We start from the raw sequence: 24317 nt of genomic DNA, 5'->3' as shown, positions 1-24317 counted from the left end.
AAAAGCACCCCGACAAGGGGAGTGAAACAGATCCTGAAATCGGAAGCCTACAAGCAGTCGGAGCCCCCATGCGGGGTGACGGCGTACCTTTTGTATAATGGGTCAGCGACTTCATGTGTCGAGCAAGCTTAAGCCGTTAGGTGTAGGCGTAGCGAAAGCGAGTCTGAATAGGGCGCTAAGTTCGACGTATGACGACCCGAAACCAGGTGATCTATCCATGAGCAGGATGAAGGTAAGGTAACACTTACTGGAGGTCCGAACCCGTGAATGTTGAAAAATTCTGGGATGACTTGTGGATAGGGGTGAAAGGCCAATCAAACCTGGACATAGCTGGTTCTCCGCGAAATCTATTTAGGTAGAGCGTCCGACGAACTCCTTGGGGGGTAGAGCACTGGATGGATGCGGGCTGCGCGAGCGGTACCAATTCTAACCAAACTCCGAATACCCAAGAGAGCTATCGGGCAGACACACGGCGGGTGCTAACGTCCGTCGTGAAAAGGGAAACAACCCTAACCATCATCTAAGGCCCCCAAGTAACGGCTAAGTGGGAAACGATGTGGGATTGCTTTGACAATCAGGAGGTTGGCTTAGAAGCAGCCATCCTTTAAAGAAAGCGTAACAGCTCACTGATCAAGCGATCCTGCGCGGAAAATGTAACGGGGCTAAAGCCGTTCGCCGAAGGTATGGGTTTGCAGTTTACTGCAAGCGGTAGCGGAGCGTTCCGTAAGCCTGTGAAGGTCAACCGTGAGGTTGGCTGGAGGTATCGGAAGTGAGAATGCTGACATGAGTAACGATAAACAGTGTGAGAAACACTGTCGCCGAAAGACCAAGGGTTCCTGCGTAAAGCTAATCTGCGCAGGGTTAGTCGGCCCCTAAGGCGAGGCTGAAAAGCGTAGTCGATGGGAAGCAGGTAAATATTCCTGCACCAGCTGGAAGTGACGGATGGCGTAAGTTGTCAGGGCTTATTGGATTGTCCTGGCAGCGAAGCTGTCCCTGGAAATAACTCCAGCAGAGACCGTACCCGAAACCGACACAGGTGGTCAGGTAGAGCATACCAAGGCGCTTGAGAGAACTGTGCTGAAGGAACTCGGCAAATTGCACGCGTAACTTCGGAATAAGCGTGACTCACTCTGGGCAACCAGAAATGAGTGGCACAAGCCAGGGGGTAGCGACTGTTTAGCAAAAACACAGGGCTCTGCGAAGCAGCAATGCGACGTATAGGGTCTGACGCCTGCCCGGTGCCTGAAGGTTAAAGGGAGGAGTGAAAGCTCCGAACTGAAGCCCAGGTAAACGGCGGCCGTAACTATAACGGTCCTAAGGTAGCGAAATTCCTTGTCGGGTAAGTTCCGACCTGCACGAATGGCGTAACGACTTCCCCACTGTCTCCAGCACAGGCTCAGTGAAATTGAATTCCCCGTGAAGATGCGGGGTTCCCGCGGTCAGACGGAAAGACCCTATGAACCTTTACTATAGCTTCGCCTTGGCGTTAGCGACCGTATGTGTAGGATAGGTGGGAGGCTATGAAACCGGGGCGCCAGCTCTGGTGGAGCCATCCTTGAAATACCACCCTTACTGTCGTTGACGTCTAACCGAGATCCGTTATCCGGGTCCGGGACATGGCGTGGTGGGTAGTTTGACTGGGGCGGTCGCCTCCCAAAGTGTAACGGAGGCGCGCGATGGTGAGCTCAGAGCGGTCGGAAATCGCTCGTCGAGTGCAATGGCATAAGCTCGCCTGACTGCGAGACTGACAAGTCGAGCAGAGACGAAAGTCGGCCATAGTGATCCGGTGGTCCCGCGTGGAAGGGCCATCGCTCAACGGATAAAAGGTACTCTAGGGATAACAGGCTGATTTTGCCCAAGAGTCCATATCGACGGCAAAGTTTGGCACCTCGATGTCGGCTCATCACATCCTGGGGCTGGAGCAGGTCCCAAGGGTATGGCTGTTCGCCATTTAAAGTGGTACGTGAGCTGGGTTCAGAACGTCGTGAGACAGTTTGGTCCCTATCTGCCGTGGGTGTTCGAAGCTTGAGAGGATCTGTCCCTAGTACGAGAGGACCGGGATGGACATACCTCTGGTGGACCTGTCGTGGCGCCAGCCGCGCAGCAGGGTAGCTATGTATGGAATAGATAACCGCTGAAAGCATCTAAGCGGGAAACTAACCTCAAAACAAGGCTTCGCTGAGGATCGTGGAAGACTACCACGTTGATAGGCCAGGTGTGGAAGTGCGGCGACGCATGAAGCTTACTGGTACTAATAATCCGATCGGCTTGATCGTTTCTCAGCAAAACTCATTCGGTTTTACTTGCCGATAATAATCGCGACGATGTCTTCTCATTTCTGTGTGCCGTGTTGACCCGGTGGCTATGTCGGAGGTTCCCCACCCGATCCCATTCCGAACTCGGTCGTTAAGCCCTCCAGAGCCGATGGTACTTCGTCTTAAGGCGCGGGAGAGTAGGTCGCTGCCGGGTCTACCCGTCACACAGAAATGGTCTTTTGCCTCCGGGCAGTCTCGAACCTTCTTCCTTCACATCTTCCCTTTCCATCTTCGACGCGGGATGGAGCAGCCCGGTAGCTCGTCAGGCTCATAACCTGAAGGTCGCAGGTTCAAATCCTGCTCCCGCACCCAAAAATACCTCACACCCGTGAGAGCCATCAGAAACCCCGCCCGAAACGGCGGGGTTTTTGTCGTTCCAGGCCTTGGGATCCTGACGCAGCAGACCGACGAGTTGGCCGCGGACGCGCAGTTCGAACTTGCCCAGGCCATCCAGCGGCACGAACTCGACGACCTCGATCAGCTTTCGCAACTCGCGCCGCAGGTCTTCGCCGGCGTCGCCCTCGATCGCCAGGTGCAGGGTCTCCGCCATGCGGCGGTAGCCTTCCGCGGCGCCGGGGTGCAGTTGCACCACGACCGGGGAGGGCGAGGTGGCGATCAGAGCCTCGAGCTCCGTCCGGCGCGTCTTCAGCGGCGCCGTGCGGGCCTTCAACTCGTCCATGGTGATCATCTCCTCCATGAACATCATCTGGGCCCGCTCCAGCTTGCGACCGATCTCGGACAGTTCGCGCTCGGCCGGGGCTCGCGCGGCGAGAGCTTCCAGGCGGCGGGTGGACTGCTCCTCGTGGAAGATCCTGACGGCGCTGGCAATCGCTTCGGGCGACAGCAGATGGCGGCGGATGCCGGCGAGAACCCGGTCCTCGACCGTGCGGGCGGCGATGATCTTGTTGTTCTTGCAAGTCCCGCGCTCGCGGGCGGCGCTGCAGGCGTACTTGCCGCCGTTCAGCGTCATGCCGGATCCGCACAGGCTGCACTTCATCAGGCCGGACAGCAGGCGTTTGGGCTTACGGGCGTAGGCCGCCGGCTTGTCGGCCAGGGCCGCCTTGCGCGCCTGCACCGCCTGCCAGGTCTCGTCGTCGATGATGCGCAGGTCCGGCACGGGTTCGCGCAGCCAGTCTTCGGGCGGGTTCAGGACCGAGGAGCGACGGCCGGTGTCGGGGTGCTTGCGATAGCGGCGGCGGTTGAACACGCGCACGCCGATGTAGAGTTCCTGGTGCAAGATGCCGTCCTGGGCCCGGCGGTCGCCGTTGATGGTCGAAGGCGTCCATTCGCCGCCACGTGGGCCCGGCTCATTCTCCGCGTTCAGCATGTGGGCGATCACGCGGGGCGAAACGCCGTCGGCATAGGCCTTGTAGATTCTGCGGATGATCCCGGCCTGATGGTCGTCGATCTCCAGCACGCCCTTCTCGGTGGTCCGGTAGCCGTAGCAGAGACCGCCGCCGGAGAAGCCGGCCTTCACCCGGCCGATCAGCCCGCGCCGCGTCTTGCGACCGAGTTCGGCCAGGAACAGCTGGTTCATGGTGCCGGACAGGCCCACGTGCAGTTCGCTGATCTTCCCCTCGGACAGGGTCTCCAGCCCGACGCCGTAGAAGGTCAGGCGCTTATAGATATGCGCCGTACCCTCTTGATCGCGCGACAGGCGGTCCAAAGCCTCGGTGACGACGAGGTCGATCTCTCCGCGCTCGGCCGCAGCCATCATGGCGCGGATGCCCGGGCGATTGGCCATGGCCGATCCGGAGATACCCTCGTCGGTAAAGTGGACGAACTGTACGTCCGTCCGATCCGCGAACTTGCGCTTGATCGCGGCCAACTGGTCGGCCGTGGAGCGGTCGTTCTGAAGGTCCGAGGATCGGCGGGTGTAGAGTGCGACTTTCATGTAGGAGCAATCTAAGGTACGTCGTTCTTAATTAAAATCAGAATCATCGAGAATGAGAATGGCGCGTCTTCCAGGGTTGGCTCAGGCGATTGCGGAGCATGATGATCGTCCCGCGACCATGATCAGCCATTTCGCGCGAGTGCTGCGTGATGCCGAGGTGATTGACTCCAAGACGACGGGGCTTGGCGCCGCTCAGATGGATTATGACGACGCCACTACGCTGTTGCTGGCGACCTTGGGTGCGTTGACGCCCGCTGGGGGGCCTGCGGCGGTAGCCGCGGCTCGTGAACTCCAGCCGCTCGCCTGGGACGATTCTTCGGCGCGGATAAGTCAGAGCCCTCTCGCGGACGTTTGGGGTCAACCGTTTGCTGAAATGGTGAAGCACTGCATCATGAATGCAGACGAGTTGCAGCGATGGGAGCAGACCTATCGCACGCGCCTTTCCGAGGAAGGGCGGCGGCTGATCTTTCCGAGTGGGTTGTTGGGCGCGGTCGTGGAAACGCGCACCTTCAACATCAGTGTCTACAGTAACTGCGTGCTCGCCCGCATCTGGTTGGGCGTGCCATCGCCCGACCCGCAACTCTTCGCCCAGCAAACATTCACGCCTCTCGGCCTGCCTGGAACTGCCGTTAAGAGCGCGGCCGGTCTCAGGTCTGCCGGGATTGATGTGCTGCTGGCGCTGAAGCTTGCGGTCGAGAACCCTCCGCCCGCGAGGACGTGGAAGCGCAAGCGGCCCTGATTTATTGAGAACGGCGTGCTTGACAAGGGGTGTTGCGCTCGTTATTTAGAATGACGTTCCCAAAAATAAGGATGACGTTATGCGTGTTCACGACCCCACCTACCAAGCCGTTGCCATGCACCAGCATCGCTTGGCCCAAGTCCATATTTCGGGCGGCCGCCGAATCAATTTGAAGGTCGTGGCGGACGACTTCGAGGATATGGCGCGTCAACTCACCCGTGATCGCTTCCTCCTCGGAGTGGTAGACACGCCGGAAGACGACCACGTTCCTGGGCGCGCCATCCTCATCCCGGCGAACCGGATCGACTACGTTGTCGACGTCAACGACTAACCAGGCGATCTGCCTCGCCTATCCCCCGGGGCGCCGCAGCCGTTGGCGTGGAACGGCCGCCCAACCTGGGAGCGATGCGCGCGAGGCCGTCATTGGCCTGCATCCCGCCCTCGAACCCCTGATCCGCTGCCTGGTCCGTCGTCTGATCAACAACGGCTAGTGCCAGCCCAATCCGAAAACTCATCTGCTTGACGGACCCTCGGGTCCGAATGCGCCCCCATGCCTGAAAGGTTCCTCATGAACGACCACTACCCCCATCCGGACTACCAGCCCCCGCTGACGCCCTTGATCCGCGCCATCGTCAGCGAGTTCCAGGAGCGTCACGACCTGGCCGAGGTGATCGGGCTCCACGCCCGCCTGTCGGAGGTTTGCGGCGGCGACACTCTGCTCAACATCGTCTGCGACGATACCGGCTGCCATCTGCACGTGACGACGTTCCGCGCATACGGCCTGCCCCACTAGCAGCCTTGTCCGCCTCCCTCACTCACTCAACCCAGGCCCTCAGCATGTCCCAGAAGACCCCCGAGCCGCCCCACGAGCTCCCTCCCTCGAACCAGACCGTCAAGTCGCCTGACCTTCTGTCGACCGATGAATTCGAAGTGACGATCGCGGCCGACGAGGACGGCGATCCGGATCGCTTCCACATCACCTCAATCAGCCCGCGCCCGCGCCGGTAACGCCCTAAGGAAAGGAAAAGAGAAATGCTCATTCGACCGACGCGCAAGCGCGTGGCCCTCTGCTATTCATCGGCTCAGCACCATGCCGACAAGAACCTCACTCGTTTGGTCGCAGAAAAAACCGGAGATGTCGTTGCCATCTTCACCGCCACTGCTCCTAGCAAGCAACGCCCTGGCCGCCCGAGCCCTGGCTCGCTGATCGATTTGATGGCCGCAGCGAACCGCAACGAATTCGATGTCGTTGTGGCGGACTTCAGGCTCGTTTGCACTTCGCCTTGGGACATTCCCCAAGTCGTGGGGCGTCTGGAAGACCTTGGCATCGAAGCCGTCGATATCGCCCTCGGCCGGATGCACCGTCTGGAATGGCTGATCCGGTCGGCCATGTCTGAAGAACTGTCGCGCCATCATGGTCGCCGGGTTCGCAGGGGCATCGCTGCTGCGAAGGCGCGGCGGACCGCCGCTGTGGGCCATGACGCTGGCCAGACGTCGAGCGACGGAGTCTGACCATGGCCAAGACTTGCATCATCTATGACCGCACCAATTTGAAAGGCAAAGACCGGGCTTTGCCCTGTGTCCAGCGCGTCGACCGCTGCAAGGCCGCTGTGTCCGCGATCGGCGGCGACATTGTCGGCGTGTTCGAGGATGTCGGCGTCAGCGGGAGCGAAGGGGCCAAGGCGCCAGCTCGGGACCAACTTATGCAGCGCATCAAGGCCGGGGATATCGACTACGTCGTGGTGCCCGACCTGGCGCGGCTGAGCCGATCAGTGGTCACGATCATGAATATCACCAGCGAAATGAAGGCGTCGGGCGCCGAACTGCTGATCGCCCACGATCTGGTGCGCGAATGACTGCGACGAACGTCGACTACGAGTTGTGGCGCCGGGTTGAAGATCGCCGGGACGCCACGCTGCATCCCGACCTTCCGCCTGAGGAGCAGAAGCTGCTGTCGCTGGCGCTCAGCCTGGCCCGGCTGGCGGCCCGACGGGACAGCGCGACGGGGGCTCTGTCGTGAGTCTCTACGGCAAGGCCGATTTGCCCGGGCCGGGCGCCCGCGTCGTCATCGTGGCGCGGTTCTCGACCAACCAGCAGAACCCGCTCGGGGCCGACGATCAGATCAGAATCCTGAAGGAAGACTGCGAACGCCTCGGCTGGATCGTGGTCGGCGTCTTCAAGGACGAGGGGAAGTCCGGCCGCTCGATCAAGAAGCGGACGGGTTATCTTGAGGCGATGGCAATGGCCGCCACCGGCGACGTGGATGTCGTTGCGGTTTTCCAACTGGACCGGCTCGGCCGTGACGCTCGCGAACTGCACGACGCGAAGAACCGCCTCGAAGATGCGAACGTCGTCATCTTCACTCACGACAAGGGCGTCATGGGCCGCCTTGAGTTCGCCCTCTATGCCGAAATGGCCCAGATCGAGTCCGACAAATTTGCGGACCGGACTAACCGTGGACGGATCGCCGCGGCCGAGCGCGGCAAGTTCCTCGGCGACGCACCCTACGGTTACAAGCTGGTCCCGGAGGTCGATGAGAATGGCCAGGTCGTGGTCAACCGCAAGGGCGTCCCCATCCGGAAGATCGTCATCGACCCGGCGACGGCGAAATACGTCTTGCGCGCGCACCTCGACTTCGATGCCGGTCTCAGTCCGCACCAGATCGCGGTCGCGTTCACGGCAGAGAACGTATCAACGCCTGAAGGCGGCCGCGTGTGGCATCCCAATACCATTGTCGGCACACAGCGCTCCATGAATGGGCTGCTGCGGAATCCGCTGGTTGTGGGACGCTACATCCACGGCAAGACGAGGAACGAGCGCGACCCCAAAACTGGGGAGCTGAAGAAATACAAGGCGGACGTTGCCGATATGATCGAGCACGACCGACCCGATCTGCGCATCGTCCCGCAGGACGTCTGGGACCGGAACCAAGAACGGTTGGCTGTTCGACCGCCGTCCAAGCTGCGGGACCGCCGCCGCCCGACCTACACCTTCAGCGGCCTGGTGAAGTGCGCCGTTTGCGGCGGCTCCTACGTCCAAGTCTCCACGACGATGGGCTGCTCGGCCTACCGCCTTAAAGCCTGCTCCAACAGTCGTCGTGTTCGACGTCAGGATCTCGAGAAGGCCATCTTGAGCGGCTTGACCGATCGGCTTGCCAAGCCGGAGGTGATGACGTGGTTCATCCATCAGTATCTGCAGGAACGTGGTCCCGCCACCGATGCGGCCAACGAGCGCCGTACGCGTGCGCAGCAACGGCTGGCGGAGGTCAACGAAGAGATCGAGTCCATCCGCGAGCAGTGCCGCCTGAAGCCGGGCCCGTTCGCTCGAAAGATCCTGAACGACGATCTCGAGAAGCTTGGAGCGGACCAGGAGCGGCTGCAGCGCGAAGTGGTCCGACCGGCTCCGCCGCCGCCGGCCGAGTTGACGGCCGACTTCGTCATCAAGCGGTTTGAGGCCTTGCTGGAAGATCTCGGTCAGGCCCTCGAAGGCGACGAACGCGATGCGGCGCGCGCGCGGGGGATCGTGCGCAGCCTGATCAGCAGCGTGACGGTCGAACCCTTCGACGGCTATGGCGGCCGTCCCGACGGTAAGGGCGGGAAGGGCGTTCGGGTCTACATCGAAGGCGAGATCAGCAGGCTTGTGGACCGTGCGACGCTCGAAACGAAGATCATGGACGTCCGTGGTGCCGAGGACATGCATGATCTTCCGCTCGCGACGTTTGAGTTTTACGTCGACCTTTTCCAGCCGCAGACGCCTGAGGAAAAGCAGCTCTGGCGGGATGTCGCCCTGATCGGCCGGATGCTGGACGACGCCGACTGGCCGATCCTCTTCAGCGAGATGATCGACGCCATGAACGATCGCGAGGTCGAGCCGTCGCCCGAGCAGCGCGAGGCCGACGAGACCCGGGCGAGGATCGCCTTGGCGCAATACCGCCGGGGCAAGTGGGTCAGGGCTATCCGGCTGGGGACTGGCCGTGAATGGGGCTGGGTCTGGGCTGATCGCCAGATCCGGGACAACGAATGGAGGGTGCGGTTCAACAAGCGGAACAGCACGCCCCGACCAATCGGGATCATTCGGCTCGGAGCGCCCGAGGCCGCCGTGATCAAGATGAGCCACCTGCGCCGGAGCGAAGGCGAATGACTACATTGTCCGGTTCCGGTCGCCCGTATCAACGGCTCGATCTGACTCTTTCCAGACATCCCGAGAGCCCGGTTTCAGGCGGGGCGGGCAGGCGATGATCCGGATCCCTTTTGTGCCAGACTGTATCGACTCGCATCACAGAGAGCGGCCTCTGATTGGAACGACGGCGCATTCAGCGGCGCAAAACACCCTTGTCCAAGCTGGATTCGTCGCCGGTCCTGGCACCATCCGGGACGGGAGATGCATCGAATTTGACGATCAGATATGGCCCGCATCGCCTTGGGCCTCGGGAGTCTCTGACGGCGCGGGCGCGGGCGGTGCAAGGTCTGCCGGGTCGGGCTCGCTTTTCATCTTGTCGCAGCACGACATCTCGGCATCCGCCGCCATGTCCCTGCAGCATTCACAAACGTCTGCGGCGAGGGCCGCGCCGGCGCTCAGGGTCAGGATCGCGCCGGCGGTGGCCAGCAGGGTGGAGACTTTCATCGTCGTTCTCCTAGTGAACCATGAAGCTGACAGAACCGGACATCTTGTGGCCGTCCGGACCTTCGGCCGCCCAAGCGGCGGTGTAAGTCCCTGGCGCGAGGCGCGGCAGGGCCACGCTGACGGTCTCGGCCGCCGGCGCCGCCGGCGCCGTCACGACGATCGGAGCCTGGCCCTCGGCCGTCAATGTCACGGTCTTGAGCATCATTGCATGGGGAAAGGTTACACTGAACCGTTCCGGCGATCCGTGCGTCATGGCGCCGTTCGCCGGGACGGTGGTGATGCCCGACTGAGGCGTGGCGGCCGGGGCGGGCATGGCGTGGCCCGCATGCGGGTCTTGGGCGGCGGCGGCGCCGGCGAACGCCAGCGCGGCGGTCATAATGAGGGTGCGGATCATAGGGTGATCTCCTTGGGCTAGAACCAGGCCTTCAGGCCGACGACCAAGCGAGTGTCTTCGGCCTCGCCGCCTCGGGCTTCGATGTAGTCGGCAGTGTCGCCGAACGCGCGGCTCCACTCGACGCCGACATAGGGGGCGAACTCCTTTCGGAACTCGTAGCGCAGTCGCAGACCCGCCTCGACCGAAGACAGGCCCGAGCCGATCTCCAGCTCCGGGATGTCGCTGGCCGCGAACTCGATTTCCATGCGCGGTTGAAGGATCAGGCGCTGGGTGATGCGCTGATCGTATTCAGCCTCGACGCGGGCGGTCAGATCGCCTTTTGTCGACAGGAAGGCGGCGGCGTCGATCTCCCACCAGTAGGGCGCCAGTCCTTGGAGACCGAGGACCAAGTGCGTCGTGTCCTCGCCGTCGGCGCGGAAGTCCTGGCGCAGGCCGGCCTGCACATCCCAGAAGGGCGTTACGGCACGGCTGTAGAGTGCTTGGAGTTCGGCGTCTTCCAGTTCGCCGCCGAAGTCGCCTTCGCCCTCGGACTTCCACCAGAAGCGGTTGATGTCGCCGCCGCTCCAGCCCTGGACGTCCCAGAGGTAGGTTTCGTCCTCGCTGCCGAACCCGGCTTCGAGACGGTCGATAATGACGGCCGTCGTGCGAACGTCACCGTTCTCGCGCACCAGGGTTCGGCGGGCGGCGGTCATCTCCTCTGCGCCGAAGATCATGTCGGCGGCGTGTGCCGGGCCGCTCAGGGCGGCAGCCGGCAGCGCCTCTTCCGGGGGGCGGCCGGGATTGTCGGCGCTGGTAGGCACGTCCGGCGGCCCCATGCTCATCGTCGACATGTCATGCCCGGCGTGCGGATCATCCTGGGCAGAGGCCATGGTAGACATGTCATGGTCCGCGTGCGGATCAGGCTGCGCGGGCGCCGGGGCCGGCATGACGTGACCCACGTGGGGATCGACGGTTGCCGGTTCAGCCGGCATTTGGTGGCCCGCGTGAGGATCGGCTGCCGGCTGGGTCTGCGCGGGCGGCATGACATGCCCCGCGTGCGGGTCCTGCGCCGCTGGCCGAGCGGGCTCCTGCGGCGCGGGGGTCGGGGCGGGCGCGGGTCGCGTCGGCGGCATTGTATGACCCGCGTGGGGGTCCTGGGCTTGGGCGCTCAAGGCGCTGGCGGCGAGGATCAGCGGAGCGAAGGCGACGGCGAAGCGGTTCATGACACAGCTCCGTCCATCGGCCGCACCGTCACGACGTTGAACATGCCGGCGTGCATGTGCATCAGCATGTGGCAGTGGAAGGCCCAGTCGCCGGGCGCGTCGGCGGTGAGGTCGAAGGTCACCTTGCCGCCGGGCGCGACATTGACCGTGTGTTTCAACGGCTGATGGCCGGGCGGTCCGCCGGTCACCAGCTCGAAGAAGTGGCCGTGCAGGTGGATCGGGTGGGCCATCATGGTGTCGTTGACCAAGGTCACCCGCACCCGCTCGTCGCGCTCGAAGCGGATCGGCTCGACCAGCTCGCTGAACTTCCTGCCATCGAAGCCCCACATGAACCGTTCCATGTTGCCGGTCAGATGGATTTCCATGGTCCGTGACGGCGGGCGCTGGTCCTTGTTGGGCTGGAGCGACACCAGGTCGGTGTAAACCAGGACGCGGTGATCGACGTCCGTCAGCCCGGTCGGACGCTCGCCGAGGCGGTTGGCGGGGTCCATGGCGACCATGTCGACCCCGACACCCACGGCCATGTCCGGCGGGGCATTCTCGGGATCGCGCATGTTCATCCCGGCCATGGACATCCCGGCCATTTCGCCCCCCGGAGCCGCGCCTTGGGCAGGGGCGCCGTGGTCCATACCGGCCATCGCCCCGTGATCCATTCCGGACATGCCGCCCATGGAGCCGTGATCCATTCCGCCCATGCCCATATCGCGCATGGTGAGGTTCGGGACCTCGCGCAGTGGCGGGACCTCGGCGGTCATGCCCAGACGCGGCGCCAGGGTCGCCCGACCCATGCCCGAGCGGTCGATGGCCTCAGACACGATCGTGTAGGCGCGATCTTCGGTCGGCCGGACGATGACGTCATAGGTTTCGGCCACCGAAATCTGGAACTCGTCGGTCTCCACCGGGCGCACGTTCTCGCCATCGGCCTGGACCACCGTCATCGGCAGGCCGGGAATGCGGATGTTGAAGATCGACATGGCCGAGGCGTTGATGATCCGCAGCCGCACCCGCTCGCCGGGGCGGAACAGGCCCGTCCAGTTCTCCTGCGGCCCGTGCCCGTTGATCAGATAGGTGTAGGTCGAGCCGTTGACGTCGAGGATATCGCGCGGGTCCATTCGCATCTGGCCCCACATGCGCCGCTCTTCCAGGCTCATGCGGTCGCTGCCGTCGATCAGTCCAGCCAGCGTGGTGCGCTGCTGGTTGAAATAGCCGGGACTCTTCTTCAGCTTGTCGAGGATTTCGTGCGGATGCATGAAACTCCAGTCCGACAGGACCAGCACATGCTCGCGGTCGTAGGCGACCGGATCGGCGCCGGCCGGGTCGATGACGATCGGACCGTAGTGGCCCATCGCCTCCTGAAGGCCGGAGTGACTGTGATACCAGAAGGTGCCCGACTGGATGATCGGGAACTCATAGACGAACGTCTCATCCGGCCTGATTCCGGGGAAGCTGACGCCCGGCACGCCATCCATCTGGAATGGCAGCAGGAGGCCGTGCCAATGGATCGATGTGTCCTCGTCCAAGGTGTTGGTGACGGCCAACCGCACATTCTGGCCCTCGCGCAGACGGATCAGCGGCGCGGGAAGGGTTCCGTTGATGGTGATGGCGTGCCCCGTTCGTCCGCCCACGGTGAAGGGCGAATGGCCGACGCTCAGATCGATGTTCGACCCGGTCAGGGTTGGCATGTCCGCCCGCAGACCGGCCGATCCTGTCTGCGCCCAAGCGGGCAGCAGGCCTTGCAGTCCCAGCAGACCGCCGCCCAAGGCGGCGCCGCGAAGTAGGGTTCGGCGATCAAGTTGTGACATCGACATAAGTGAGTAGGTCCTTCGGCAATGTTCAGCCGTTCGTTCAATTACGCAGCCCGGCGGCGAAACCCTTGCGTCAGGTCGCCACAGGTCGGGATCGCAGCCTTGTGCACCTTCCCATCATGGCAAGGTCAAGCCCTCTTCGCCCGTAGCCTGAGCCAAGACCTCCGCCAGCTTCTTGCGCGCGCGGGCGATGCGGGTTTCCACGGCCTTGGGGGTGATGCGAAGGAGGGAGGCGATCTCGGCATGGGACCGCCCTTCGAGCGCGGCGAGCAGGAGAGGCTCCTTCAGGGTGTTAGGAAGATCGGACAAAGCGCGTTGCAGGTTCTTGGCCCTGCGCTGGTCGTCCAGGCGCGCCTCAGGCATGGGCGCGTCGTCGCCCACCGCCGTCGCCTCGGGCGCTTCCAGACCCATGACCCCGCGCACGACGCGGCGAACCGCCCGTCGGCGGCTCCAGTCGCGGCATTTGTTCAGAGCGATGGAGCGCAGCCAGACATCGAACGGCCGTGCCGGATCATATCGTCGCATGGCGAGCCAGGCGGACGCATAAGCTTCCTGAAGCACATCATGCGCCTCGGCCTCGTCGCCGACATAGCGGCGAATGAACCGGTAGAGATCGGCCTTGGTGGCGGTCACCAAGGCGGTGAAGGCGGCCCGGTCTCCGCCCGCCGCGCGAACCTCGATGCTCTGCCCGGCCCCCACGCGCCGCGCTTAACCGGCGTCATGGCGCAAGGCCTCGACGACCGCTTCGTCGAACACCTCGGCCTGGCCGGGGGTCAACACGGATCGCATCTCGAAGACATGAGCGATCGTGGCCTTTTGGAGGTCGCCCATGGCTACGTGAAAATGATCGACCGCCGCCTGGACCTGCGGAGTGTCGCCATTACTGGCGGCTATGGCGGCGGCTAGTTCGCGATTGGCGGCGCGGACCTCGGCCTCCAGCGCGGGGCGCTGAGCCGCAAATCGGGCTTCGATGACGTCGAGCTGGCGATCCTGTTCCGCGCTCAGATCGAGTTGTTCATGGACGACGCTGTGTAGGTTGGGCGGTTGCCGCTCCTGCATGACCCACGTCGCGGTCGCCCAGGTCGCCGCGCCGCTGGCCAGCGCGGCCAGGATCGCGGTGATGACCATGGATTTCCAGTTCTCCCTCATCCCCGGACATCCAGGCTGGCAAGCGGCGACAAGCCGGCTGACACGGTGAAAATTCGCATTTCTGACGGCTCTGGCTGAGGCCCCAAGAGCATCAGACCGCCGTTCGTGACGCCGATCGCCAGCGCCAGGGCGACGGCGGCGACGCGAACCTGGCCCACGCGGACACGCTCTCTGCGTTCGCCGATCCGCGCCCAGACCGCATCTTCAAAGTCGGCAAGCCGCGCGGCGTCGCCCGACATGTCCGCGCGGATCAATCTGTCCATCTCGTCGGTCATTTTTCCACCTGCGTCACGCCCCATCTGCCATACGCGCGCCCTTCACATTCCCCTCGCGAGGGGAAGAGCCGTCGCCCACGTAGATATCAGAGAACGACCGGAACAGCCCCGTCGTTCGAGGGGGAGCGATGTGAGCGACAAGTCAGACGCAACACGGGTTCTCTTTCCCGACGTGCTCGATCCGCTCACCAGTGTGAGGTTTTTCCTCGCACTCGGTGTTGTCCTGTTCCACTACCAGCTTCAATGGACGCTCTCTGTCGAAAGCGCCGGTTTGTTGGATCGCGCGCGGCTGGGCGTGGATGTCTTTTTCGTGCTGTCGGGGTTCATCCTAACGCACGTCTACCTCCAAGGTGATCGCGCGCCGGATTACCGGCGGTTCCTTGCAGCGCGGTTCGCGCGGATCTATCCGGCTCACCTGTTCATCCTTCTCGCCATGCTTGGGCTTGTATTGCTCGCGCCTCTGTTCGGCGTCGGGGTGGAGCCGGGTCGGTTTAACCCCGCCGATTTTGTCAGCACGCTGCTTCTCGTTCAGGCCTGGTTCCCACGCGAAACCATGGTTCTGTGGAATGGACCGGCTTGGTCTTTGTCGGCAGAATGGTTCGCCTATCTTGCGTTCCCCGCTTACGCCGCTCTGGCTCTTCGGCTGCGAGCGAGACCGTGGGTCATCATCGCGCTCGCCGCGATCCTGTTTGTCGCGCTCGATGCGTTCTACAGCGCCCAGTTCGGCCGGGTGCTGCCTCGGGCCGAAGACAGTATGGGCATCCTGAGGATCATCCCTGAGTTTCTTTACGGCATAGGCCTCTACTACCTCGGCCAGCGCTGGATACCATCGCCGCGCGCGTCAATCGTGGGCGCCTTGGTAGCCACCGCAGCGCTGCTCGTCCTCATGCAGATCGGCGCCGACGACCGCATCATCGTCGCGGCGGCTGGTCCCTTCATCCTGTCGCTCGCTCTGCTGGCCAAGGCGCGCGTTCGGACCTTCCTGTCCCATCCTGTCGCCCTGTTTGCAGGCGAGGCTTCGTTCGCGCTCTATCTCGTCCACATCCCGATCCTGATGGTTTGGCGCAACGCTGTGCAGGCGCTCGTCGGCTGGCCCGGAGACTACCGGATGGGTCTGGGTGAGCTGGCCGCCATGCTGGTGTTGACCCTCGTCGCAGCCGCCGCCATCCATGTCTTCGTCGAGCGGCCTGGCCGACGGTGGCTCCGGGAGCGAATGGCTCCGCAGCGCGCCGATCCCGTCGAGGCCAGACGTTCCGTTCACAGCGATCAGGGAGAACCCTTTTGAACTCCGTCAACCTGAACCGTCGCCTGTTACTGGGCGCCGCCATGCTCGCCGGCATGACCGGAACGGCCTGCGCCCAGACGCGCCCGTCGAGAAACCTGACGGTTTTCAAGACTCCGACCTGCGCCTGCTGCGACGCATGGATCGAGCACCTGCGCGAGGCGGGCTTCACGACGACCATAGCGGTCCTTCCGAGCCTCCAGTCGGTCCGGAGCAGCGGAGGATTGCCTGACGCTTTGGCCTCCTGTCACACCGGGCGCATCGACGGCTATTTGATCGAGGGCCATGTGCCGGCTCAGGATGTCATCCGCCTGCTGGCCGAACGGCCGACGGCGGTGGGCCTTGCCGTGCCGGCTATGCCGCTGGGTTCTCCCGGCATGGAGACGCCGCAGGGGCACAAGGACCCCTACGACACCCTGCTGGTGCTTCGATCAGGCGCGACCCGCGTGTTCGCTCGCCACAACCAATCGGCCTGACGCAGATCGCGCTGGTCTCCCATATCACCTCAAGTCTGGAGCCTCCGATGTCCCGCACATCCCTTGCCCTCGCCCTGTCGTTCGCCGTGCTTTCGGCGACGCCCGCCTTCGCCCAGGACCACGCCCACGGCCCTGACCAAGCCGCAGGCTCGGTCGCTGCGGAAGCAACGGACGCGGCCACCGCCGTGGACGGCTTCCACGCCGCGCTCAAGGCCGGCGACACGGCGGGCGCGCTGACGTTTTTGGCGCCGGATGTGATGATCTTCGAGGAAGGCGGCGCGGAGCGGTCGCGCGACGAGTATGCGTCCCATCACCTTGGTTCGGACGCCGCCTTCGCCGCAGCGTCGGAGGCGACAGTGGCGCGGAGATCGGGCTGGGCCGACGGCGACATCGCCTGGATCACCAGCGAAGGCCGCACGACGGGCCAGTTCAATGGCCGCGCGGTGGACCGTTTGACGACTGAGACCATGGTGCTGAAGCGGCACGCCGACGGCTGGCGCATCCACCACATCCACTGGTCGTCGCGCGCGCCCCGCTAGGAGCCGTCTCTAGGTCATATGGTCGATGGCGGCGCAAGCGTGCCCATCACCGCGACGACGAACAGCAGCACGACCGCGACCAGCGTCTCCGCAACGACGCTGCGTCGGAGCCGTTGAAGCGCCTGTCGAGGATCTTCGGCGTTTGCCAGAACCGAGCCCAACACCGGCGTCAGCCGGAAGCGGTTGCCGGCCGCCAGGGCGAGCATCAGGGCGAACAACACGAGTTTGACGATCAACAGCTGGCCGTAGAGATTGGCTCCCAAGTGCCCGATGCGCGCGGGGCCGACCAGGAACCAGCTGTTCACGATTCCGGTCATCACTAGGAGACCCACGGCGAGGGTCCCGAGGCTGGCGAACCCGTGCAGGGCGCGATGGATCGCCAGATCATCCGGCACAGTCCGGCGCAGCAGCAGGATCGTCAAGGCTGCCAAGGCGCCTAGCCACACGGCGGCGGCGACGGCATGGACGATGTCGGCAACGAGATGGAGCGGGCCGCCCGGTCCTTCGGTGGCCGCACCATGACCCGTCCAGGCGAAGCTGGCAGCCACGATCAACCCCGCCGCCACCAGCAAGCCCCAGAGCACGCGCCCCGGCTTCAGGGCGACGACCGCGACAAGGGCGAGGATGGCGACCACGGCGCGAACCACCATCGCCATGCCCAAGCCGGTGCCAGTGACCATGAAGGACAGCGACGCGGGTTTAAAGGCTTCGCTCAGCGAGCCCGCCATCACCGCCGTCTGGGCCACCAGGGCGGCGAGCGAGCCAAGCGTGACAACGAGCGCCGCGACGATCAGGGTCGGACGCGCCCAAGCGAGGTTCGGGTCGCGGGTGCCCTTGAAGCTATAGAGCAGGAACAGCGGCGCCCCGAGCAGGACGACGGCGCCGCTGTATTGAAGCCAGCGAAGCGCGATGACCGCGAATTCGAGCACGGCGTCAGCGCACCGAGAAGGTGTATGAGCCCGTCATCCGATGGCCGTCGCTCGACGCGATGCGCCAGTCGACGCGATAGGCGCCGGCGGCCAACGGGCGAGCGAGGGTTCCCGTCAGTGTCTTTCCGTCCTCCGAACCCGCAACCCGGATCGCGACCTTCTCGCCCGCCGCATTGACGACGTCGAAGCTGGAGAAGGCGGGAACGCTGCGCTCGCTGAAGGTCAGGCTGATCGTCCGCGTGGGAGCGACGGTGGCATTCGCCGCCGGGGTCGAACTGACCAGACGGGCGTGCGCCGCCGCCGGCCCTGCGGCCAAGGTCATGGCCGCCGCCATGGCGACGATGGGTGCGGGGTTGAAGTTACGCATACTCGGTCTCCAGACGTTCGGCCGGTTTCGGCCTTCTGCTTCTCTACGCGCCGTATGGGCGCTTCCCTCACGATGGACCGTCGCGGCCGATCAGGCGACCGGCCGCGACACGCCTACGCGATGCCGTAACCAGCTTGCTCGATCGCGGTCCGGATGCGGGCCTCGTCGGCTTCGCCCTCCACCCGCAGTGTCCCGGTTGCGATCTCGATCTCCATCCGGGCGTTTGGCGTCACCTCGATCACAGCCGCCCGGACCTTCGCGGCGCAGCTCCCGCAAGTCATGCGTTCAACCTTCAGCTCGATCATCGTCATCTCCTTTTCGATCGACGATGAGGGAGGTGGGGTTTCCCAGCGTTGGAAGGTCAAGGGGCGAAATCGCTGTCTTGACCTTATCACCATGGGAAGGCGGAAAGGTGAGGTGGAAGGAGATCACTCATGTTCCACGAACATCATTCGCATCCCGAGCACAACGAGGAGGTCGGCGAGGCGCAGACGCACGACCAGGCGCGCGCACTGAACCGTCTGGCGTTCACAGCGACGCTCCACTGTCTGTCCGGCTGCGCCGTCGGGGAAGTGCTGGGCATGGTGATCGGAACGGCGCTGGGTTGGCCCGCCGTCGCGACTGTCGTCTTGGCCGTCGGTCTGGCCTTCCTGTTCGGCTACGCCTTCACCATGGTCCCGCTGCTGCGGGCCGGGCTGGCGTTCGGGGCTGTGCTGAAGCTGGCGCTGGCCGCCGACACCACCTCCATCGCCATAATGGAGATCGTCGACAACGCCATCATGCTGGTGATCCCCGGCGCCATGGACGCGCATTTGACCTCGCCGCTGTTCTGGGGCGCTTTGGCCATAGCCCTTGTCATCGCAGGAGCCGCCGCCTTCCCCGTGAATCGCTGGCTGATTTCGCGCGGGAAGGGTCACGCGGTCGTGCACGCTCATCATGGCGACTGAGCCGTCCGATTGACCGCCGAGGCCGGAACAGCCGGCCGGTCCCATTCGTTGCCCCGGTTTCGGGAACAAGGATTGGGAGACTGAAAATGAAGATGGGTTGGGGCCGGTTCGCCGGGATGATCGCCACCTCGACAGTGGTGATGTTCGTCTTCATGTATCAGCTGGTTTACAGCTGGGATCACGTTTTCTTCAGCCTGAACCGCATGCTGGCGTCACTCATCATGGGCTGCGTCATGACCATCATCATGCTCGGATTCATGTGGAGCATGTATGAGGGAAAGCGCACCAAGATCATGATCGTCGCCGCCGCCGCCGTCCTTGGCGTCGCGCTGCTCTCCATGAACCGCGCGCAGACGCTGGTGAACGACTCCAGCTTCATGGAAGCGATGATCCCGCACCACTCGATCGCCATCAATAACGCCCGCAAGGCGTCTATCAGCGACCCCCGCGTCCGGAGGCTGGCCGATGACATCATCGCCGCCCAGGTTCGTGAGATCGAGGAAATGAAACTCCTTCTCGCCGACATCGATCGAAATGGAGAACGCGCCGACCAACCGCTGCCGGCGCGGCCAGCGGTGCTCACGCCAGACATGCAGCCGAAAATTCAGGAGGCGGTGCGGTAGAGGTTAGGGGCCAAGGCGCGCCACAGGGGTGTCAATTGACGCTGGTTTGGCTCGACGCTTGACCTACCCATGACTGGAAGGTTCATCAAGGGCGGGACTTCGTTTTGGAGACCGTCCCGATGACCGCCACGACCCTGCGAACCCTCGACATTCCCGTGCTCGGCATGACCTGCGCCAGTTGCGTCGGTCGCGTCGAGAAGGCCATCCGCGCCGCGCCCGGCGTGATGAGCGCCACGGTCAACCTCGCGGCCGAGCGCGCGCGAGTGGAAGTGGACGACACCGGCTCTGCGGCGGCGGTGACCCAGGCGATCCGCTCCGCCGGCTACGAGCCGATCGAACGCACCGTCGAACTGAAGATCACGGGCATGACGTGCGCGAGTTGCGTCGGCCGTGTCGAGCGTGCGCTGAAGGCGGCGCCCGGCGTCCTGGATGCGAACGTCAACCTGGCGACGGAACGCGCCACCGTCCGGGTGCTGGAAGGCGCCATTGACGCCCGCGCCCTGACAGAGGCCGTGGCCAAGGCAGGCTACACCGCCGAGGCGGCGTCCGCGCCCGACGCGACCAGCGAGGATCGTGAACAGGCCTCGCGCGCCGTCGAAATCCGCAGCCTGGGACGCGCCGTCGTCGTCGCGGGCGCCGCGACCCTTCCCTTGTTCGTCGTGGAGATGGGGCTGCACTTCGTTCCCGGCGCCCACGGCTGGCTGATGGACTCCATCGGCATGACGCCCTGGCGGATCATCAGCTTCGTGCTGGCGACCTTCGTGCTGTTCGTGCCGGGTCTGCGCTTCTACCGAAAAGGCGTGCCGAACCTGATCCGGCTGACGCCGGACATGAACTCGCTGGTCGTGCTGGGCGCCACCGCCGCCTGGGCCTTCTCCACCGTCGCGACTTTCGCGCCGCAGTGGCTGCCGGCCGGAACCGCCAACGTCTATTTCGAGGCGGCGGCGGTGATCGTCACCCTGATCCTGGTCGGCCGCTGGTTCGAGGCGCGCGCCAAGGGCCAGACCAGCCAGGCGATTCGCCGCCTGATGACGCTCCAGGCCAAGACCGCCCGCGTGGAGCGGGATGGGTCGGAGGTCGAATTGCCGATCGATCAGGTCACACCCGGCGACGTGATCGTCGTCCGGCCCGGCGAACGCGTTCCGGTCGACGGTTCGGTGCTGTCCGGCGGCTCGTATGTCGATGAGTCCATGCTGACCGGCGAGCCGATCCCGGTCGAGAAGATCGAGGGCGCCAAGGTCGTCGGCGGCACGATCAACACCACGGGCGCCTTCCGCTTCCGCGCCGAGAAGGTGGGGTCCGAAACCGTGCTGGCTCAGATTGTTCGCATGGTCGAGGCCGCCCAAGGCACCAAACTGCCGATCCAGGCGCTGGTCGACAAGGTGACCGGCTGGTTCGTGCCCGCCGTGATCGGCGTTGCCGTGCTGACTTTCGGCGTCTGGCTGGCGTTCGGTCCGCAGCCGGCGCTGGGTTTCGCCCTCGTCAACGCGGTCGCGGTGCTGATCATCGCATGCCCCTGCGCCATGGGACTGGCGACCCCGACCTCGATCATGGTCGGGACCGGCCGCGCCGCCGAACTCGGCATCCTGTTTCGCAAGGGCGAGGCGCTTCAGGCGCTCCAGAGCGTCGAGGTCGTCGCCTTCGACAAGACCGGCACCCTGACCGAGGGGCGGCCGGAACTGACCGACCTCACCGTGGCCGAGGGCTTCGCCGAGGACGAGGTTCTGAGCCTGGTCACTGCGCTGGAGACCCGCTCGGAACACCCCATCGCCCGCGCCATCATCCAGGCCGCCGCGAAGCGGGGACTGCCCGTGTCGGCGCCCGAAACCTTTTCGTCCCGTCCTGGGTTCGGCGCAGAGAGCCGGGTCGCCGGCCGCTCGGTCGAGGTCGGCGCCGACCGCTTGATGCAACGTCTCGGTCATGACCTGTCCGCCTTCGCCGCTCAGGCCCAACGGCTTGGCGAAGAGGGCAAGAGCCCTCTCTACGCAGCGATCGATGGCCGCCTGGCGGCCATCATCGCGGTCGCCGATCCGATCAAGGCGACGACGCCCGCCGCCATCGCCGCCATCCATGCGCTCGGGCTCAAGGTCGCGATGGTCACGGGCGACAACCGCCGGACCGCCGAGGCCGTGGCCCGAGGTCTGGGCATCGACGAGGTGCGCGCCGAGGTTCTGCCGGACGGCAAGGTCGACGCCGTCCGTGCGCTCCAGGCCGGCGGACGCCGCGTGGCCTTCGTCGGCGACGGCGTCAACGACGCGCCGGCCCTGGCGGCGGCCGATGTCGGGCTCGCAGTCGGCGGCGGCACGGACGTCGCGATCGAGAGCGCGGACGTCGTCCTGACCGGGGGTGACCTGCGCGGTGCCGTGAACGCCGTCGCTCTCTCACGAGCCACCATGCGCAACATCCGCCAGAACCTCGTCTGGGCGTTCGGGTACAACGTCGTGCTGATACCGGTCGCGGCGGGCCTGTTGTTCCCGGTGTTCGGCTGGCTGCTGTCGCCCATGCTGGCCGCCGGCGCCATGGCCCTGTCCAGCGTCAGCGTGCTGACCAACGCGCTTCGTCTGCGCGGCTTCAAGACCCCCATCGAAGGAGCGACCCCATGAACATCGGCCAGGCCTCCAAGGCGACCGGCGTATCGCCCAAGATGATCCGTTACTACGAGTCTGTCGGCCTTATCCGGCCGGCGGACCGGACGGACAGCAACTATCGCGACTTCGGCGAGCGGGATGTGCGGGAGTTGCAGTTCATCCGTCGCGCCCGTGACCTGGGTTTCTCAGTCGAGGAAATCGGCCACCTGCTATTGCTCTGGCGTGACCGCGTCCGTCCGAGCCGGGAAGTAAAGGCGATCGCCCAGAAACACGTCGCCGACCTCGACGCCCGAATCGGCGAGATGCAGGCGATGGCGGACGCGCTTCGAACGCTCGCCGAATGTTGCGCTGGCGATGACCGCCCGGACTGTCCAATCCTCAAGGACCTTGCCGAACGGGATAGCGGCCTGCACAGGGCGAGACGAAAATTGGGCCGCTCTCCCAACGCGGTCTCTTCGGCGCGTGCAAAAGCCCGATCATAGGACTTTTGTCAAAGTCCGCTTCTGGCGCTTCGCGGACGCAGCGAGAGTCACGCAGTGAAGCTGAAAAGTGGTGTGAGGTTCTGCTCAAATCCTGCTCCCGCACCCAAGTTTCCAGCGCCGTCCGGTCCCCCGGGCGGCGTTTCTGCGTTTGGGGCCCCGTTTGCCGGGCCTGTCCCCCGGCCGGCGCCTCCCGGTCAGGTGCGGGAGGCGAGGTGGCGGGCCATTCCAATGGCGGCCAGGAAGTAGTGGACCGACGCCCAGGCGTAGAACAGGAAGGTGACGATCAGGCCGCCCCGTGTCCCGTCGGCCAGGGCCGTCCGGCAAGCCGTAACCAGACCTGCATCCGATGCTTCGGGCGCCACGCCGCCCGGGCAGGCCGCGGCAAAGCCGGCCGCATCCGACACCCGACCGCCCAACCACCCGCCGATCAGGCTCCAGATTCCGCCGACGTCCGCGTGGGTGAAGCGCACACCGGCCAGCTGGTCGATGACCCAGCCGGTAAAGGGCGGCCCGCCGCCCAGCGCGATCAGATTGAGAAACAGGAACAGCACGGCCGTGGCTGTCGCCCGCCGTCGCACATCGACCGAGTTCTGCACCACGCCGAACGTCGGGCCCAGATAGGTGTACTGGAACAGGCCCGGCAGCAGCAGCAGGGCGGCCGCCACCTGCCAGTTCGCCTGGGTGTAGGCCAGGATGTAGAGCGGCGTGCAGAGCGCCAGGCCGATGGCCGGGGTCAGGGCGTACCAGGCCGCATTTCGCCGGGCCAGCCGATCGGCCAGAAACCCGCCGGCCAGGGTGCCGATGCCGGCGCCCACGCCCCCGATCAGGCCGATGATCAGGCCGACGGTCGTCAGATCCAGCCCGAAGGCCGCCACGAAATACTGCGGCGCGAACTGGCCCGATCCGTACAGGCCGAAGGACACCAGGGTAATGCCCAGCGCCATGTTCAGCACCGGCCATTTGCCGAACAGGGCGCGGACGACCGAACCGATCTCGCGCGCCTCGTGGCCGATCGACCAGGGGCCCGGGGGAACGGGGGCCTCGACCGGCAGGCCGACCGCCAGCGCCATTTCCTGATCGGCGTGCCCGCGCGGAGGCTCGCGCACCAGCAGTTTGAAGGCCACGGCCAGCAGAACGCCGGGCAGGCCCACGAGCACAAAGGCCCAGCGCCACCCCAGCGTCTGGGCCAGCCAGCCGCCCGCGGCCGCGCCGAACATCATGCCCAGCGGCACGCCCAGTCCATAGATGGCCAGGGCCGAGGCGCGACGGTGCGGCGGGAAGTAGTCGCTGATCAGGCTGTGGGCCGGCGGCGAACACCCGGCCTCGCCGACACCCACGCCGAACCGGCAGAGCGCCAGGGTGACGAAGCTGCCGGCCATGCCGCACAGGGCGGTGAAGGCCGACCAGACCACCAGCGACACCGTCAGGATGTTCACCCGGCTGTGCCGTTCGGCCAGGCGCGCGATCGGTATGCCCAGCAGGGTGTACAGAAGGGCGAAATACAGGCCGCCCAGCATGCCGATCTGGGTCGAGGTCAGGCCCAGCTCGATGCGGATGGCCGGGCCCAGGATCGACAGGATGGTCCGGTCGATGAAGTTGAAGATGTAGGCCAGCAGCAACAGCCCCAGGACCAGCGCCCTGTACTGCGAGGAGTGGAGCGGGCGGGCCGGGGGCGGCTGGGTCATGGG

At 64.8% G+C, this 24317-nt stretch carries 27 protein-coding genes, 1 tRNA gene and 2 rRNA genes (1 of these 30 running past the window's edge); 19 read left to right on the top strand and 11 right to left on the bottom strand.

All coding sequences use genetic code 11. The features are described 5' to 3' along the window. The 12 genes from J7346_RS10795 to J7346_RS10735 all read left to right on the top strand — a co-directional run. A 23S ribosomal RNA gene (locus J7346_RS10795) occupies positions 1 to 2276 on the top strand (it extends 509 nt beyond the left edge of the window). 78 nt (positions 2277 to 2354) lie between these two features. Next, positions 2355 to 2469 (top strand): 5S ribosomal RNA (gene rrf, locus J7346_RS10790). 81 nt (positions 2470 to 2550) lie between these two features. After that, positions 2551 to 2627, top strand: a tRNA-Met gene (locus tag J7346_RS10785). Between the two features lie 100 nt (positions 2628 to 2727). Then, positions 2728 to 4224 carry a hypothetical protein gene (locus J7346_RS15040; RefSeq protein ID WP_245157803.1) on the top strand — a complete coding sequence of 499 codons (1497 nt, stop codon included), beginning with the start codon at positions 2728 to 2730 and terminating at the stop codon, positions 4222 to 4224. A gap of 43 nt (positions 4225 to 4267) precedes the next feature. After that, positions 4268 to 4948, top strand: coding sequence for a hypothetical protein (locus J7346_RS10770; protein WP_209119942.1), 681 nt, complete (start codon positions 4268 to 4270; stop codon positions 4946 to 4948). 79 nt (positions 4949 to 5027) lie between these two features. Next, positions 5028 to 5279, top strand: a complete 252-nt coding sequence (locus J7346_RS10765) for a hypothetical protein (protein ID WP_209119941.1) — start codon at positions 5028 to 5030, stop codon at positions 5277 to 5279. A gap of 237 nt (positions 5280 to 5516) precedes the next feature. After that, positions 5517 to 5741 carry a hypothetical protein gene (locus tag J7346_RS10760; RefSeq protein WP_209119940.1) on the top strand — a complete coding sequence of 75 codons (225 nt, stop codon included), beginning with the start codon at positions 5517 to 5519 and terminating at the stop codon, positions 5739 to 5741. A gap of 44 nt (positions 5742 to 5785) precedes the next feature. Continuing rightward, a complete protein-coding gene (locus J7346_RS10755) occupies positions 5786 to 5956 on the top strand; it encodes a hypothetical protein (RefSeq protein ID WP_209119939.1) in 171 nt (56 codons plus the stop codon). Between the two features lie 24 nt (positions 5957 to 5980). After that, positions 5981 to 6460 carry a hypothetical protein gene (locus tag J7346_RS10750; RefSeq protein WP_209119938.1) on the top strand — a complete coding sequence of 160 codons (480 nt, stop codon included), beginning with the start codon at positions 5981 to 5983 and terminating at the stop codon, positions 6458 to 6460. A gap of 2 nt (positions 6461 to 6462) precedes the next feature. Next, the gene (locus tag J7346_RS10745) at positions 6463 to 6804 is read left to right on the top strand and encodes a recombinase family protein (RefSeq protein ID WP_209119937.1); all 342 of its coding nucleotides are present in this window, start codon (positions 6463 to 6465) and stop codon (positions 6802 to 6804) included. After that, a complete protein-coding gene (locus J7346_RS10740) occupies positions 6801 to 6968 on the top strand; it encodes a hypothetical protein (protein WP_209119936.1) in 168 nt (55 codons plus the stop codon). The genes J7346_RS10745 and J7346_RS10740 overlap by 4 nt, the downstream gene beginning before the upstream one ends. After that, on the top strand, positions 6965 to 9088 hold the full coding sequence (locus J7346_RS10735) for a recombinase family protein (RefSeq protein ID WP_209119935.1): 2124 nt from the start codon (positions 6965 to 6967) through the stop codon (positions 9086 to 9088). Before J7346_RS10740 ends, J7346_RS10735 begins: the two co-directional genes overlap by 4 nt. 258 nt (positions 9089 to 9346) lie before the next feature. On the opposite strand, the gene J7346_RS10730 is transcribed toward J7346_RS10735, so the two are convergent. The 7 genes from J7346_RS10730 to J7346_RS10700 form a co-directional block, all read right to left on the bottom strand. Continuing rightward, positions 9347 to 9571, bottom strand: coding sequence for an ammonium transporter family protein (locus J7346_RS10730; RefSeq protein WP_209119934.1), 225 nt, complete (start codon positions 9569 to 9571; stop codon positions 9347 to 9349). A 10-nt stretch (positions 9572 to 9581) separates the two neighbouring features. After that, entirely contained in the window at positions 9582 to 9965 is a 384-nt protein-coding gene (locus J7346_RS10725; protein ID WP_209119933.1) for a copper resistance CopC family protein, read from the bottom strand. A gap of 17 nt (positions 9966 to 9982) precedes the next feature. Continuing rightward, on the bottom strand, positions 9983 to 10834 hold the full coding sequence (locus J7346_RS10720; protein ID WP_245157802.1) for a copper resistance protein B: 852 nt from the start codon (positions 10832 to 10834) through the stop codon (positions 9983 to 9985). Between the two features lie 329 nt (positions 10835 to 11163). Next, positions 11164 to 12975: a copper resistance system multicopper oxidase gene (locus tag J7346_RS10715; protein ID WP_209119932.1), complete on the bottom strand. Its 1812-nt coding sequence runs from the start codon at positions 12973 to 12975 to the stop codon at positions 11164 to 11166. 114 nt (positions 12976 to 13089) lie between these two features. Continuing rightward, a complete protein-coding gene (locus tag J7346_RS10710) occupies positions 13090 to 13671 on the bottom strand; it encodes an RNA polymerase sigma factor (protein WP_209119931.1) in 582 nt (193 codons plus the stop codon). A gap of 9 nt (positions 13672 to 13680) precedes the next feature. After that, positions 13681 to 14121, bottom strand: coding sequence for a periplasmic heavy metal sensor (locus tag J7346_RS10705; RefSeq protein ID WP_209119930.1), 441 nt, complete (start codon positions 14119 to 14121; stop codon positions 13681 to 13683). Further along, positions 14118 to 14396 (bottom strand): hypothetical protein, encoded by a 279-nt coding sequence (locus J7346_RS10700; RefSeq protein WP_209119929.1) that lies wholly within the window; start codon positions 14394 to 14396, stop codon positions 14118 to 14120. The genes J7346_RS10705 and J7346_RS10700 overlap by 4 nt, the downstream gene beginning before the upstream one ends. A gap of 130 nt (positions 14397 to 14526) precedes the next feature. Between J7346_RS10700 and J7346_RS10695 the strand changes: the two genes are divergently transcribed. From J7346_RS10695 to J7346_RS10685, 3 genes are read left to right on the top strand one after another with little or no spacing between them, the layout of a single operon-like run. Further along, entirely contained in the window at positions 14527 to 15681 is a 1155-nt protein-coding gene (locus tag J7346_RS10695) for an acyltransferase (RefSeq protein ID WP_348521497.1), read from the top strand. After that, positions 15678 to 16154: a DUF411 domain-containing protein gene (locus tag J7346_RS10690; protein WP_209119928.1), complete on the top strand. Its 477-nt coding sequence runs from the start codon at positions 15678 to 15680 to the stop codon at positions 16152 to 16154. The genes J7346_RS10695 and J7346_RS10690 overlap by 4 nt, the downstream gene beginning before the upstream one ends. A 47-nt stretch (positions 16155 to 16201) precedes the next feature. After that, entirely contained in the window at positions 16202 to 16693 is a 492-nt protein-coding gene (locus J7346_RS10685; RefSeq protein ID WP_209119927.1) for a nuclear transport factor 2 family protein, read from the top strand. 14 nt (positions 16694 to 16707) lie between these two features. Here J7346_RS10685 and copD read toward each other — a convergent pair whose 3' ends face one another. The 3 genes from copD to J7346_RS10670 all read right to left on the bottom strand — a co-directional run bounded on the left by copD (position 16708) and on the right by J7346_RS10670 (position 18294). Continuing rightward, positions 16708 to 17622 (bottom strand): copper homeostasis membrane protein CopD, encoded by a 915-nt coding sequence (gene copD, locus J7346_RS10680; protein WP_209119926.1) that lies wholly within the window; start codon positions 17620 to 17622, stop codon positions 16708 to 16710. Between the two features lie 4 nt (positions 17623 to 17626). Then, the gene (gene copC / locus J7346_RS10675) at positions 17627 to 17989 is read right to left on the bottom strand and encodes a copper homeostasis periplasmic binding protein CopC (RefSeq protein ID WP_209119925.1); all 363 of its coding nucleotides are present in this window, start codon (positions 17987 to 17989) and stop codon (positions 17627 to 17629) included. Positions 17990 to 18102: 113 nt separating this feature from the next. Then, positions 18103 to 18294 (bottom strand): heavy-metal-associated domain-containing protein, encoded by a 192-nt coding sequence (locus J7346_RS10670; protein WP_209119924.1) that lies wholly within the window; start codon positions 18292 to 18294, stop codon positions 18103 to 18105. 129 nt (positions 18295 to 18423) lie between these two features. On the opposite strand from J7346_RS10670, the gene J7346_RS10665 reads away from it, so the two are divergent. From J7346_RS10665 to cueR, 4 genes are all read left to right on the top strand, one after another. Next, complete coding sequence (locus J7346_RS10665) at positions 18424 to 18936, top strand: DUF4396 domain-containing protein (RefSeq protein WP_209119923.1); 513 nt, start codon at positions 18424 to 18426, stop codon at positions 18934 to 18936. Positions 18937 to 19022: 86 nt separating this feature from the next. Beyond that, the gene (locus J7346_RS10660; protein WP_209119922.1) at positions 19023 to 19559 is read left to right on the top strand and encodes a DUF305 domain-containing protein; all 537 of its coding nucleotides are present in this window, start codon (positions 19023 to 19025) and stop codon (positions 19557 to 19559) included. A gap of 119 nt (positions 19560 to 19678) precedes the next feature. After that, the gene (locus tag J7346_RS10655; protein ID WP_209119921.1) at positions 19679 to 22162 is read left to right on the top strand and encodes a heavy metal translocating P-type ATPase; all 2484 of its coding nucleotides are present in this window, start codon (positions 19679 to 19681) and stop codon (positions 22160 to 22162) included. Then, on the top strand, positions 22159 to 22629 hold the full coding sequence (gene cueR, locus J7346_RS10650) for a Cu(I)-responsive transcriptional regulator (RefSeq protein WP_209119920.1): 471 nt from the start codon (positions 22159 to 22161) through the stop codon (positions 22627 to 22629). The genes J7346_RS10655 and cueR overlap by 4 nt, the downstream gene beginning before the upstream one ends. Before the next feature lie 194 nt (positions 22630 to 22823). Here cueR and J7346_RS10645 read toward each other — a convergent pair whose 3' ends face one another. Continuing rightward, positions 22824 to 24314: an MFS transporter gene (locus tag J7346_RS10645; protein WP_209119919.1), complete on the bottom strand. Its 1491-nt coding sequence runs from the start codon at positions 24312 to 24314 to the stop codon at positions 22824 to 22826. Positions 24315 to 24317: the final 3 nt, after the last annotated feature.

This window comes from Brevundimonas sp. A19_0 (genome assembly GCF_017744255.1).
Lineage (GTDB): Bacteria > Pseudomonadota > Alphaproteobacteria > Caulobacterales > Caulobacteraceae > Brevundimonas.
This window is presented reverse-complemented; position numbering and strand designations above follow the sequence as displayed.

What these genes read in the sequence shown, in the direction of transcription:
- J7346_RS10765 (WP_209119941.1), top strand. Translation starts at nt 5,028, where the DNA reads ATGCGTGTTCACGACCCCACCTACCAAGCCGTTGCCATGCACCAGCAT.
- J7346_RS10700 (WP_209119929.1), bottom strand. Translation starts at nt 14,396, where the DNA reads ATGACCGACGAGATGGACAGATTGATCCGCGCGGACATGTCGGGCGAC.
- J7346_RS10665 (WP_209119923.1), top strand. Translation starts at nt 18,424, where the DNA reads ATGTTCCACGAACATCATTCGCATCCCGAGCACAACGAGGAGGTCGGC.
- J7346_RS10740 (WP_209119936.1), top strand. Translation starts at nt 6,801, where the DNA reads ATGACTGCGACGAACGTCGACTACGAGTTGTGGCGCCGGGTTGAAGAT.
- J7346_RS10725 (WP_209119933.1), bottom strand. Translation starts at nt 9,965, where the DNA reads ATGATCCGCACCCTCATTATGACCGCCGCGCTGGCGTTCGCCGGCGCC.
- J7346_RS10670 (WP_209119924.1), bottom strand. Translation starts at nt 18,294, where the DNA reads ATGATCGAGCTGAAGGTTGAACGCATGACTTGCGGGAGCTGCGCCGCG.
- copC (WP_209119925.1), bottom strand. Translation starts at nt 17,989, where the DNA reads ATGCGTAACTTCAACCCCGCACCCATCGTCGCCATGGCGGCGGCCATG.
- J7346_RS10685 (WP_209119927.1), top strand. Translation starts at nt 16,202, where the DNA reads ATGTCCCGCACATCCCTTGCCCTCGCCCTGTCGTTCGCCGTGCTTTCG.
- J7346_RS10660 (WP_209119922.1), top strand. Translation starts at nt 19,023, where the DNA reads ATGAAGATGGGTTGGGGCCGGTTCGCCGGGATGATCGCCACCTCGACA.
- J7346_RS10705 (WP_209119930.1), bottom strand. Translation starts at nt 14,121, where the DNA reads ATGAGGGAGAACTGGAAATCCATGGTCATCACCGCGATCCTGGCCGCG.
- J7346_RS10745 (WP_209119937.1), top strand. Translation starts at nt 6,463, where the DNA reads ATGGCCAAGACTTGCATCATCTATGACCGCACCAATTTGAAAGGCAAA.
- J7346_RS10760 (WP_209119940.1), top strand. Translation starts at nt 5,517, where the DNA reads ATGAACGACCACTACCCCCATCCGGACTACCAGCCCCCGCTGACGCCC.
- J7346_RS10730 (WP_209119934.1), bottom strand. Translation starts at nt 9,571, where the DNA reads ATGAAAGTCTCCACCCTGCTGGCCACCGCCGGCGCGATCCTGACCCTG.
- J7346_RS10655 (WP_209119921.1), top strand. Translation starts at nt 19,679, where the DNA reads ATGACCGCCACGACCCTGCGAACCCTCGACATTCCCGTGCTCGGCATG.
- J7346_RS10755 (WP_209119939.1), top strand. Translation starts at nt 5,786, where the DNA reads ATGTCCCAGAAGACCCCCGAGCCGCCCCACGAGCTCCCTCCCTCGAAC.
- J7346_RS10750 (WP_209119938.1), top strand. Translation starts at nt 5,981, where the DNA reads ATGCTCATTCGACCGACGCGCAAGCGCGTGGCCCTCTGCTATTCATCG.
- J7346_RS10770 (WP_209119942.1), top strand. Translation starts at nt 4,268, where the DNA reads ATGGCGCGTCTTCCAGGGTTGGCTCAGGCGATTGCGGAGCATGATGAT.
- cueR (WP_209119920.1), top strand. Translation starts at nt 22,159, where the DNA reads ATGAACATCGGCCAGGCCTCCAAGGCGACCGGCGTATCGCCCAAGATG.
- J7346_RS10720 (WP_245157802.1), bottom strand. Translation starts at nt 10,834, where the DNA reads ATGGCCTCTGCCCAGGATGATCCGCACGCCGGGCATGACATGTCGACG.
- J7346_RS10715 (WP_209119932.1), bottom strand. Translation starts at nt 12,975, where the DNA reads ATGTCGATGTCACAACTTGATCGCCGAACCCTACTTCGCGGCGCCGCC.
- J7346_RS10645 (WP_209119919.1), bottom strand. Translation starts at nt 24,314, where the DNA reads ATGACCCAGCCGCCCCCGGCCCGCCCGCTCCACTCCTCGCAGTACAGG.